Source organism: Bradyrhizobium sp. LTSPM299 (genome assembly GCF_000938235.1).
Lineage (GTDB): Bacteria > Pseudomonadota > Alphaproteobacteria > Rhizobiales > Xanthobacteraceae > Bradyrhizobium.
The window spans coordinates 143,000-154,732 of sequence record NZ_JYMU01000016.1; the positions used below are offsets into that span (position 1 = coordinate 143,000).

At 65.1% G+C, this 11,733-nt stretch carries 6 protein-coding genes; 4 read left to right on the forward strand and 2 right to left on the reverse strand.

Annotated features, from left to right (window positions below; translation table 11 throughout):
* Positions 1 to 261 precede the first annotated feature (261 nt).
* The 3 genes from UP10_RS11115 to UP10_RS11125 all read left to right on the forward strand — a co-directional run bounded on the left by UP10_RS11115 (position 262) and on the right by UP10_RS11125 (position 5,303).
* Positions 262 to 1,917, forward strand: coding sequence for a hydantoinase B/oxoprolinase family protein (locus UP10_RS11115; RefSeq protein ID WP_044587386.1), 1,656 nt, complete (start codon positions 262 to 264; stop codon positions 1,915 to 1,917).
* A 6-nt stretch (positions 1,918 to 1,923) separates the two neighbouring features.
* Positions 1,924 to 3,963, forward strand: a complete 2,040-nt coding sequence (locus tag UP10_RS11120) for a hydantoinase/oxoprolinase family protein (RefSeq protein ID WP_044587387.1) — start codon at positions 1,924 to 1,926, stop codon at positions 3,961 to 3,963.
* A 107-nt stretch (positions 3,964 to 4,070) separates the two neighbouring features.
* Positions 4,071 to 5,303: an ABC transporter substrate-binding protein gene (locus UP10_RS11125; protein WP_044587471.1), complete on the forward strand. Its 1,233-nt coding sequence runs from the start codon at positions 4,071 to 4,073 to the stop codon at positions 5,301 to 5,303.
* Between the two features lie 162 nt (positions 5,304 to 5,465).
* On the opposite strand, the gene UP10_RS11130 is transcribed toward UP10_RS11125, so the two are convergent.
* Together UP10_RS11130 and UP10_RS11135 are read right to left on the reverse strand one after the other, a co-directional pair.
* Positions 5,466 to 6,680 (reverse strand): mandelate racemase/muconate lactonizing enzyme family protein, encoded by a 1,215-nt coding sequence (locus UP10_RS11130; RefSeq protein ID WP_044587472.1) that lies wholly within the window; start codon positions 6,678 to 6,680, stop codon positions 5,466 to 5,468.
* Positions 6,681 to 6,936: 256 nt separating this feature from the next.
* A complete protein-coding gene (locus UP10_RS11135; protein WP_044587388.1) occupies positions 6,937 to 8,178 on the reverse strand; it encodes an amidohydrolase family protein in 1,242 nt (413 codons plus the stop codon).
* 194 nt (positions 8,179 to 8,372) lie between these two features.
* Here UP10_RS11135 and UP10_RS11140 point away from each other — a divergent pair, with 194 nt between their 5' ends.
* Positions 8,373 to 11,675 carry a carboxyl transferase domain-containing protein gene (locus UP10_RS11140; RefSeq protein WP_044587389.1) on the forward strand — a complete coding sequence of 1,101 codons (3,303 nt, stop codon included), beginning with the start codon at positions 8,373 to 8,375 and terminating at the stop codon, positions 11,673 to 11,675.
* Positions 11,676 to 11,733: the final 58 nt, after the last annotated feature.

The following is an 11,733-nucleotide window of genomic DNA, read 5'->3' on the forward strand; positions in this document are numbered from 1 at the left end:
ATTTCAGCGCGATACGGCTGCGGCCGGTGCGCTCGAGCCGTTTGCCCGAAGCAATTGGCTTGCAGGGGTGGGACGCGGCGCGGCAAGTTCTATTCCAAAGGCCGGAGATTTTGCCGATCACGACTTGCTGATCGGTGTCCCGTCCAGGCCGAGGCACCGGTTTGCGATCCGGAAACCTCTGGGTATAAGGAGTGAATTCAGGTTCCGTTCGTCCGGTTCCCTGACCTCCATTCGCGCATTCCGTGCGCCAACAAGGCAACAATGTCCGCCAAGATCGATCCGATCACCCGTTCCGTCGTCCAGCACCGGCTCTCGTCGATCGTGAAGGAAATGGGCGAAGCGATGCTTCGCACCTCCTATTCGCAGATCCTCAATTCCAGCCGCGATTTCTCGCTTGGTATCTGCGATACACGCGGGCGGCTGATCGCGCAGGCCGATCACATCCCGGTCCATGTCGGCGCGCTGCCCTGGGCGACGCTGGCAGTCGAGGAGCGCTTCAAGGATGTCGTGCCTGGCGACGTCATCCTGCTCAACGATCCCTACGAAGGCGGCGGCAGCCATCTGCCCGACCTGACCGCGTTCGTGCCGGTGTTCGCCGGCGGCAAGCGTTTGCTCTGGACCATCGTCCGCGCGCATCAGAGCGACATCGGCGGCGCCACCCATGGCGCCTACAATCCCGCCGCCACGGAAATCTATCAGGAAGGCATCCGCATCCCGCCGATCAAGCTCTACGAGGCCGGCAAGCCGCGTGAGGACCTGCTCGACCTCTTGGCGCTGAACATCCGCAACCCCCGCGAATTCCGCGGCGACCTCGCGGCGATGCTGGGCGCCGCCCATCTCGGTGAGAAGAGGGTGTCAAAGCTGTTCAGCGAGTTCGGTGCCGAGACCGTCGAAGCTGCGATCGAGGCCATTCTCGATGCCACTGAGCAGCAGACCCGCGCCGTGGTCTCGACCTGGAAAGACGGCGTGTTCTACGGGGAGGCCTTGCTCGACGACGATGGCCACGGCCGTACCGATATCAAGATCGCGGCCAAGGTCACCAAGAAGGGCAGCGACATCGAGGTCGATCTCACCGGCTCCGATCCGCAGTCGACCAGTTTTGTCAATTCGTCGCACGCCAACATGCAGGCAGCGGTTGCGATGGCCTTTGCCTATCTAATCGATGCCGATATCCCAAAAAACACCGGCGCGCTGCGGCCGTTGAAGGTGGTGGCGAAACAAGGCACCATCGTCTGGGCCGATCCCGGCCGCCCCGTCACGCTGTGCACCAGCCATCCCTCGAACGAGATCGTCGAGGCCATCATCAAGGCGATGTCGGCGTCCTGTCCGGACCGTGTGATGGGCGGCTGGGGCCGCCGTTTCCGCATCGCGATCCAGGGCGAGGACCCACGCAACGGACGCAGCTTCATCTGGCACATGTTCCAGGCGCGGCCCGGCGGCGGCGCCTCGCCCGGCGGCGATGGCTATTCGTCGATCGGCGAATGGCACTCGGTCGGCGGTTTGAAGTTCGGCAGCATCGAGGTCGCCGAGGTGCGCTTTCCGCTGTATTTCCGCCAGCACGAATTCCGCCCGGATTCCGGCGGTGACGGCCAGCATCGTGGCGGCCTCGGCGTCGCGCTCGATATGGTGCTGGAAATCGCGAAGCCCGCGAAGGGCAACACCGCGGGTGACGGCGCGCGTCATGGCCCTTGCGGCATGCTCGGCGGTGAGGATGGCGAGCCGCATCATTATCGCCTGTTGTCCGAGGGCCGTGAGCCGCGTGTGCTGAAGACCAAGGAGGTCGGCATCGAGCTTCGCCCCGGCGACTGCCTCGAAATCCGTTCCTCCGGCGGCGGCGGTTGGGGACCGCCCGAGAAGCGATCGGCGGACGCGCGGGCGCGCGACGCAGCCCAAGGCCTGATTTCGAAAGCGGTGTAGCCAAACATGTTCACGATTGGAGTTGACGTCGGCGGCACCTACACCGACCTGGTTGCGTCAGATGAAGCCGGGCGCACGGTTTTCGCAAAATCACCATCCACGCCGGCCGATCAGTCGATCGGCGTGATGGCTGGGTTGGACGAGCTGGCGCGGCGCCTCGGCGTGACGCGTGCTGCGATGCTCGCTGAAACCGATCGCCTGGTGCACGGCACGACGGTTGCGACCAATGCGCTGCTTGAGCGCAAAGGTGCAAAAGTCGCGCTCTTGACCACCGAGGGCCATCGCGACGTCGTCGAGATGCGCGAAGGGTTGAAACCCGACCGCTACAATCTGCGCACGCCGCCGCCCGAGCCGCTGGTGCCGCGCGAGCGCCGCTTTGGCGTGCGCGAACGGCTGAAGGCCGACGGCAGTGCGGCTGTTCCACTCGATGCTGCCGCACTCGACGCCGTCATCGCTGATGTAAAGCAATCCGGCGCGACCTCGGTCGCGGTCTGCTTCCTGCACGCCTATCTCAACCCCGTGCATGAGCTCGCCGCGGTCGAGCGCCTCGCGATGGAGCTGCCTGACGTCAGCATGTCGCGATCGAGCGACGTGCTGCCGCAGATCAAGGAATATGAGCGCGTCTCGACCACGATCGTGAACGCCTATGTCGCACCGACGGTGCGGCGCTATCTCACCAATCTCGAGCAGCGCCTGCATGAGGCCGGCTTTGCGGGCTCGCTGTTCGTCGTGTTGTCGCATGGCGGCATGGCGCCGGTGGAAGAAGCCTCGCGGCTCGCTGCCGGCACCGTGTTGTCGGGACCGGCCGGCGGCATCTCCGGCAGCCGCCGCTGCGCCGAGATGCTCGGCATTCCCGATCTGGTGCCGTTCGACATGGGCGGCACCTCGACCGACATTTCGTTGATTGCCGACGGCCAGGCCTCGCTGTCTGCCGATGGCATGCTGGCGGGCCAGCGCATCGCGCTGCGCAGCCTCGACATCGCCAGCATCGCTGCCGGCGGTGGCTCGATCGCGAGCGTCGATGCCGGCGGCACGCTGCGGGTGGGGCCGGAGAGCGCTGGCTCGGTGCCGGGTCCGGCGTGTTACGGCAATGGCGGCACGGCCGCTGCCGTCACCGACGCCAATGTCGTGCTCGGTTATCTCGATGCATCAGCCTTCATGGGCGGCGCCCGGCCGCTCGATCGCGCGGCGTCCGAGGCCGCGGTCGACCGCATCGCGGCTGCGCTGGATTTGTCGCGGCTCGAAGCCGCCGCCGGCATCTACAAGATGATCAATCTGAAGATGGCCGACGGCATCCGCCTGATGACGCTGCGCCGTGGTGTCGATCCGCGAAAATTCGCGCTGCTGAGTTTTGGCGGCGCCGCCGGCATGCATGCCGCGGAAGTCGCACGCGAGCTCGAGATCAAGCGCATCATCGTGCCGACGGTGGCGTCCGTTCTCTCGGCCTGGGGTATGCTGACCAGCGATTTGCGTTACGAGGTCAGCCGTACCCATTACGGCGCGGGCAAGATTTCCGCCGACGAGGTGCGCGCATTGTTCGCCGGGCTGGAAAAGCAGGCAGTGGGCCGGTTGCGTACCTGGTTCAAGGGCGAGATCGCAATCGAGCGCTCGGCCGAGATGCGCTATGGCGAGCAGGTGTTCGAGATCGACGTGCCGCTCGGCGACCTCGATCTTGGTGCTGCCGATCTGGTCGCGCAGATCGAGGACCGCTTCCACCGCCGCCACGAGGAGCTCTACACGTATGCCTCGCGCGGGCAGGAGGTGGTGTTCGTCAACGCCCGCGTCGCCGCGGTGGGCAAGGTCGCGCAGCGCGCTGGTGATGCTGCGGCCGTGTCGTCGACCGCGTCGTGCGTGCCACGGGGCAAGCGGCAGGCCTGGCTCAGTGCCTGGCGCGAGGTGCCGGTCTATGCGCTCGATGACCTCAGGCCCGGCCAATCGCTCGCTGGCCCCGCGATCATCGAGGCCGAGACCACGACCGTACTGGTCGACACCGGCGACCGCGTTGCGGTCAATCCGCTGGGGTGGCTCGACATAACATTGCGCTGAAGCGGAACCCTGCCATCAACATTTCATTTTCCGGGCGTTGCATTGGGCGATAAAGTCAGGCCGCTTGGAAGGAGCGTCGGCACATTGTCGGCGTCATGGCGATGTTGATGCAAACAAGAACACAAACCGCGCTTTCGATATCCCTTTTCCTCGCCGCGCTGTTTGCCGCCACGCCGTCGCGCGCGCAGCCGGCACCGGCGGCTGCGGACAACGACATCCGCGTCGGCAACATCATGCCGTACACCGGCCCGCTTGCGGCGTTCGCCACCATCGGCCGGGCGGAACTGGCCTATTTCGACATGATCAACGCGCGCGGCGGCATCAACGGGCGCAAGATCAGATTCATCTCGGTCGACGACAGCTCCAATCCGAAGACCGCGCTGGAACAAACCCGCGATCTCGTCGAGACGCAGAACGTGCTGCTGATGTTCGGTTCGTTCGGCACGCCGGACAATCTGGCGACCCGGACCTACCTCAACGACAAAAAGGTTCCACAGCTCTTCGTCGCGTCGGGCGACGAGGAGTGGGCGCATCCGAAGGCCTATCCCTGGACCATGGGCTGGCAGCCGACCTTCCGCGCCGAGGGACGGATTTATGCCAATTATATCCAGACCGCCTATGCCGACCGCAAGATCGCCGTGCTCTGGCAGAATGACCAGTTCGGCCGCGATCTGTTCCGGGGATTGCAGGAGGGGCTCGGCGCCACCGCCGGGATGATCGTCGCCGATCTCGCCTTCGATGCCTCGGAGACCGCGATCCAGAACCAGCTCGGCATCCTGAAGGACTCCGGCGCCGAGATTCTCGTGTTCGACGGCGCGCCGGCGATTGCCGCGCGCGCGATCCGCAGCGCTGCCGAGCTCGACTGGCACCCGGTGTTCATCCTCGACAACGCGTCGGCCTCGATCGCCAGCGCATTGCAGCCGGCCGGCCTACAGAATTCGCTCGGCGTGATCTCGACCTCGTTCCTGAAGGACGCCGGCGACGCCTCGTGGAAGGACGATCCGCATATCAAGGCATGGTCCGCCTTCATGGACCAGTATTTCCCCGACGGTAACAAGGACGACATCTACGCCATGTTCGGCTACGCCGCGGCCGACACGCTGCTCCAGGTCCTGCGCCAGTGCGGCGACGACCTGTCCCGCGACAACATCATGCGGCAGGCGACCTCGCTGAAGAACTACCAGAGCCCGATCGCGCTGCCCGGGATCGTCATCAACACGGGGCCGAAGGATTTCCGCCCGATCAAGCAGATGCGGCTGGTGCAGTTCGACGGCACCGCCTGGCAGCCGATCGGCGACGTGGTGGACACGGCGTTCACGACGGTCAGGGATGATAATTGAGGGATGCTTCACCTCGCCCCGCTTGCGGGGAGAGGTCGGATCGCATGCAGCGAAGCGGAATGCGATCCGGGTGAGGGGGTACAGGTCCCTCGACGATCGCATGCGTGGAGAGAGCCCCTCACCCCAACCCTCTCCCCGCAAGAGCGGGGCGAGGGGGCACTCCTACTTCTTCAACCCATAATTCAACAGCCCGCCCTTGTTCTTCGGCGGATGCGCGCGCAGGCCTTCTTCGTTCGGCTCGGTGCCCCAGCCCGGGCGATTCGGAATCACGAGATGGCCGTCGACGTATTCGGGCAGATGCGTGAACAGCTCGTGGTCCCACGCAAGGCGATCGATGTCGGTCTCCATGATCCGCAAATTCGGCACCGCCGCGCAGAAATGCGCGTTCATCATGGTGCAGAGGTGGCCGTAGAAATTATGCGGCGCGACGTTGACCTCGAAATGCTCGGCGGCACTGGCGATCTTCATCGACTGCCACACCCCGTTCCACGGCGTATCGATGATCGCGACGTCCATCGCCTGCTCGGCGAAGTAAGGCAGGAATTCGCGCAGGCCCAACAGCGTCTCGCAGGACGAGATCGGGTGCGGGCTCTGGCGGCGAATGTAACCGAGCGCCTGCGGGTTGAAGCTGTCGATCTCGACCCAGAACATGTCCATGTCAGCGATCGCGCGCAGGATCTTGAGATAGCCTTCGGTCTTGGCGTTGAAGTTGAGGTCGAGCAGCAGATCAACATCCGGGCCCGCGCCGTCGCGGATCGCCTCCAGGTGCATGCAGAGATTGCGCAGCACCGTGCGGTCGACATTGATCTCCGGCTCGAACGGCGAGCCGAAGCCCGGGCGCCAACCTGTCGGCTTGCCATCGGTGTAGACGAAGATGTTGGTCTTCATCGCGGAGAACTTCTTCTCGCGCACCTCGCGGCCGATCGCCTTGACGCCGTCGAGGTCTGTAATCGGCGGCTTGTACCAGTCCGGATGATTGATGCGCCAAGTCGCGCAATGCGACCAGTACACGCGAACGCGGTCGCGGATCTTGCCACCGAGCAGCTCGTAGCAGGGCACGCCGAGCGCCTTGGCCTTGACGTCGAGCAGCGCGTTCTCGATTGCGCCGAGCGCCAGCCCGACCACGCCGCCGGCGGCCGGACGGGTTGCGGCAAACAGCTCGGCATAGATCCGCTCATGCTGGAACGCATTCTTGCCGACTACGCGTGCGGACAGCCGCTCGATTGCCGCGGTGAGGCCAGGCGCGCCAAAGCCCTCGTCGTACTCGCTCCAGCCGACCAGCCCGTCCTCGGTCGTCACCTTGACGAAGTGATAGTTCCGCCAGCCGGCATCGCAGGCGAGCGTTTCGACGCTTCTGATGGTGGTGGCTTTGGTCATGGTTTCCTGCCCGGCTTTGTTGTTGAGGCATAACAACAACGGATCGGCTGACGCGTCAATCTGTGGAGTGTGCAGGGCCTCCACGTAGAACGGTAGAAGCCACATTCGCCGCTCCCCGTTCACCGTCATCCTGAGGAGGCCGCAAAGCGGCCGTCTCGAAGGGCGACGGCCCGGCTTTCTCCGCGTTGATGTAGCGGGGCCGTGCATCCTTCGAGGCTCGCAAGAGCTCGTGCCTCAGGATGACGGGGAGGAAACCTCAGCCTTGCGGTCTAAACAGCGTCGGCCGCTGCCGTTCGAATACTTTCCGCCCGCGCTTGAAACCCATCAACACGTCGGGCAATTCGGCGATCGCGTTTGGTCCGCTGTCGGTGTCGAGCACGACGATATCGGCGGGATGGCCGACGGCGATGCCGTAGTCTTTCAGGTTCATCAGCCGCGCCGGCAGATCGGTGACGAGATCGAGGCAGGTGTCGAAGTCGCCGATACCGGCCTGAGCGACGTTGGCGTAGAGATTTGCCATCCGCAGCAGCGACGCGTCGCCGAAGGGCGTGAACGGATTTTGCACATTGTTGGTCGCGACCGAGCACAACACGCCGTCGGCGACCAGCCGGTGGGCGACCGTCATGCCACGCGGGGCGTTATGGGTCGCGTCGCGCCCCATCAGATAGAGGTCGGTCGCAGGCAGCACGGTGACGGCGACGCCGGCTTTTGCCAGCCGCGCGGTCGCAGCCTTCATTCTATCAGGCGGCAGCGCCGACAGTTTTGTCGCATGCCCGATCGCGACGCGGCCGTGATAGTTGCGCCGCTCGGTCTGCCGGCAGACCTCCTCCATGTGCCACCAGGAGGGATCGAGGTCGAAATCGAGATGCAGGTCGACGTCGAGATCGAACTGCTGCGCGAGGTCGAAGATCCGCGCGATATGCGCATTCGGGTCGGTGTCGACATAGGGACAGCCGCCGATCGCCTCGGCGCCGTCGCGCAAGGCAGCGACCAGCAGTTCATCGGCGCCGGGATCGTTGGTCAGGCCTTCCTGCGGGAAGACGCAGAGCGAGAGATCGAGCGCCCAGGCGTAGTCGCGCTTCAGCGCCTTCACCGCCTCGAAGCCGCGCAGGCCGATCCGGGGGTCGATCTCGACATGGGTGCGCATCCGCGTGGTGCCCGAGGTGATCGCGCGCTCGATCACTTTTGAGCCGCGCGCATAGACGTCTTCCACCGTGAAATCACGCTTCATCGCGGCCACCGCGCGGATCGCCTCAATGAGACTGGCGTGGCCGTGGCCGCAGCGGCCGAGCAGGCAGGCCTTGTCGAGATGGACGTGGCTATCGACGAAGCCCGGTAGCGCCAGCCTGCCGCCGAGATCGATCTCGATCGCCTCGCAGGCAAGGCGTGGACCGATCGCGGCGATCTTGCCATCGGCGACGCCGATATCGACCGCAGCGGCCGAGGCGCGCGTCACGGCGTTGCGGAAGACCAGGTCGAAGGCAGGTTTCGCTATCATGGAATCGGGCTGATATCGGGACCGTGGCAGCCTAGCGGAAGGGCAGGGGTTGGGCAGCACCAGATTGTGTGCAGCGGGCCTGCGCTTAAGTCCAGTCATCCTCTCACGTATTCCGTCCAGCGGAAGAAAATTCCACTTGCATCATTCAGGCGAGGTGAACAGATCAGTCTCCTGAGAGTTCAACGGAACCATTCATGTCCTTCAAGAAACTGCTGATCGCCAACCGCGGCGAGATCGCCATCCGCATCGCGCGCGCCGCTGATGAGAGCGGAATTGCCACGGTTGCGATCTATCCTGCCGATGACGCGGCCTCGCTGCATGTCCCTGCCGCCGACGAGAGCCGCGAAATCCCAAGCCATGGCGCGCGGGCCTATCTCGATATCGAGGCGGTCATCGCGGCGGCGAAAGCCGCGGGCTGCGACGCGCTGCATCCGGGCTACGGCTTTCTCAGCGAGAACGCTGCACTGGCGCGGCGTTGCGCGGAGGAAAAGATCAGTTTCGTCGGCCCGTCACCGGAAGCGCTCGACCTGTTCGGCGACAAGGCCAGGGCGAAGGCACTGGCGAAAAAATGCGGCGTGCCGATCATCTCCGGCACGGGCGCAGCAACCAGCCTCGACGAAGCCAAGGCGTTCTTCGCCTCGCTCGGCACCGATACGGCCGTGATGATCAAGGCGATCGCCGGCGGCGGCGGCCGCGGCATGCGCGTGGTCGACGAGGCCGCGAAGCTCGAGGAGGCCTATGCGCGCTGTCAGTCGGAGGCCAAGGCCGCGTTCGGCAATGACGGCGTCTATGTCGAGCGGCTGATCCGCAAGGCCCGCCACATCGAGGTGCAGATCATCGGCGACCGCCATGGCGCGATCAGCCATCTCTGGGAGCGCGAATGCACGATCCAGCGCCGCAACCAGAAGCTCATCGAGGTCGCGCCGAGCCCGTCGCTAAGCGATGACTTGCGGTCGCGTATCATCGAGGCGGCGAAGCAGCTTGCCACAGCGGCGCGCTACGACAGTCTCGGCACCTTCGAATTCCTGGTCGATGACGACGCGACATCGGAGCAGGGCGCCTTCGCCTTCATCGAGGCCAATCCGCGGCTTCAGGTCGAACATACCGTCACCGAGGAGGTGCTCGGCGTCGACCTGGTGCGATCGCAGCTGGCGGTCGCCGCCGGCGCGACGCTGGCCTCACTCGGGTTGGCGCAGGCGGCGGTGCCGCTGCCGCGTGGTTACGCCATGCAGCTCCGCGTCAACATGGAGGTGATGGACGCCAAGGGCGTGACCAAGCCGACCGGCGGTACGCTCGCCGTGTTCGATCTGCCGTCCGGTCCCGGCGTCCGCGTCGATACCTTTGGCTATTCCGGCTACCGGACCAGCGCCGCCTTCGACTCACTGCTGGCAAAAGTCATCGTGCATTCGACGAGCGCGAAGTGGTCGGATGTCGTCCACAAGGCGGCGCGCGCCTTGCGCGAGTTCCGGATCGGCGGCGTCGCCACCAATATCCCGTTGCTCGGCGCCGTGCTGGCGCATCGTGAGTTCCTCAGGAACCATATCAGCACGGGTTTCATCGATACACATGTCGCCGCGCTGGTCGGCGCGGCCAAGGATATCGCTGAGCCCTTGGTTGAGGTGAATCAGGCGGCCGTCGCCAAACCTGTTGTTGCCGACGTCGCGCCGGAGGGATCGGACCCGGTGCCCGCGCCGTTGCAGGGCACCATCGTCGCGATCGAGGTCGCGGAGGGCGATCTGGTGCGTCCGGGCCAGCAGATCGCGGTGCTGGAGTCGATGAAGATGGAGCATCTCGTCACCGCGCCGCATGGCGGCCGGGTGACGAAGATCGCGGCCGGCCCCGGCATCACGCTGATGCACGGCGAGCCAATCCTGTTTCTCGAACCCGCCGAGGTCGACGGTCACCAGACGGAAGAAGAGGCTGATATCGATCTCGATCACATCCGCCCCGATCTGGCCGAACTGGTCGCGCGCAAAGCGATCACGCTGGACGAGAATCGCCCGGCCTCGGTCGAACGACGGCGCAAGACCAACCAGCGCACGGCGCGCGAAAACATCGCGCAACTGGTCGATGATGGCTCGTTCGTCGAATACGGCTCGCTCGCGATCGCCGCGCAGCGTCGCCGCCGCAAGGTCGAGGACCTGATCAAGAACACGCCGGCCGACGGCCTGATCGCCGGCATCGCCACCGTCAATGCCGGGGATTTTGGCCCCGAGGGCGCGCGCTGCATGGTGATCTCATACGACTACACTGTGCTGGCCGGCACGCAGGGCCATATGAACCATAAGAAGATCGACCGCATGCTGGGCCTCGCCGAGCAATGGCGCATGCCACTGGTGTTCTATGCCGAAGGCGGCGGCGGCCGTCCCGGCGATACCGACCGGCTTGGCATGACCGGCCTCGACGGGCCGTCCTTTGTGCAGTTCGCAAAACTCTCAGGGCTGGTGCCGGTCATCGGCATCGTGTCCGGCTATTGCTTCGCCGGCAACGCCGCGATGCTCGGCGTCTGCGATGTCATCATCGCCACCAGGAACGCGTCGATCGGCATGGGCGGTCCCGCGATGATCGAGGGCGGCGGGCTCGGCGTATATCATCCCGCCGAGGTCGGTCCGGTGTCGTTCCAGTCGCCGAACGGGGTCATCGATATCCTGGTCGAAGACGAGGAAGAGGCGACTGCGACAGCGCAAAAGTACCTGTCCTATTTCCAGGGCGCGGTGAAGGACTGGACAGCGCCGGACCAAAGGCTGCTGCGCCGCGCGATCCCGGAGAATCGCTTAAGGGTCTACGATATCCGCACCGTGATCGATCTGATCGCCGACGAAGGCTCGGTGCTCGAGATCCGCCGCGATTTCGGCGTCGGCATGATCACGTCCCTGATCCGCATCGAAGGCAAGCCGTTTGGCCTGATCGCCAACAATCCAAAGCATCTTGGTGGCGCGATCGACGCTGCGGCCGGCGACAAGGCCGCGCGCTTCATGCAGCTCTGTGATGCCTTCGACATTCCGTTGATCTCGCTGTGCGACACCCCCGGCTTCATGGTCGGTCCCGAAGCCGAGAAGACCGCGATTGTGCGCCACGTCGCGCGGATGTTCGTCACCGGCGCGAGCCTCACCGTGCCGCTGTTCGGCATCGTGCTGCGCAAGGGCTACGGCCTCGGGGCGCAATCGATGATCGGCGGCGGTTTTCACGCCTCGTTCTTCACGGTGGCGTGGCCGACCGGCGAGTTCGGCGGCATGGGCCTTGAGGGCTATGTCCGCCTCGGCTTCCGCAAGGAGATGGAAGCGATCGAGGATCCCGTCGAGCGCGAGAAATACTTCCAAACCAAGGTCGCCGAGCTCTACGCCAACGGCAAGGCGGTCTCGATCGCCTCGGTGCTCGAGATCGACGAGGTGATCGACCCCGCCGACACCCGCCACTGGATCATGGCGGGCCTCCGCTCGGTGCCGAAGCCCGAGCCGCGCACGACGCGCAAGCGCCCGTGCATCGACGCGTGGTAGGGTGATGGTGCAACTCGCTCCGTGTCGTCCCGGCGAAAGCCGGGACCCATAACCACAG

Coding starts and splice junctions, on each gene's coding strand:
- UP10_RS11140 (WP_044587389.1), top strand. CDS start 8,373: ATGTCCTTCAAGAAACTGCTGATCGCCAACCGCGGCGAGATCGCCATC.
- UP10_RS11135 (WP_044587388.1), bottom strand. CDS start 8,178: ATGATAGCGAAACCTGCCTTCGACCTGGTCTTCCGCAACGCCGTGACG.
- UP10_RS11125 (WP_044587471.1), top strand. CDS start 4,071: ATGCAAACAAGAACACAAACCGCGCTTTCGATATCCCTTTTCCTCGCC.
- UP10_RS11120 (WP_044587387.1), top strand. CDS start 1,924: ATGTTCACGATTGGAGTTGACGTCGGCGGCACCTACACCGACCTGGTT.
- UP10_RS11130 (WP_044587472.1), bottom strand. CDS start 6,680: ATGACCAAAGCCACCACCATCAGAAGCGTCGAAACGCTCGCCTGCGAT.
- UP10_RS11115 (WP_044587386.1), top strand. CDS start 262: ATGTCCGCCAAGATCGATCCGATCACCCGTTCCGTCGTCCAGCACCGG.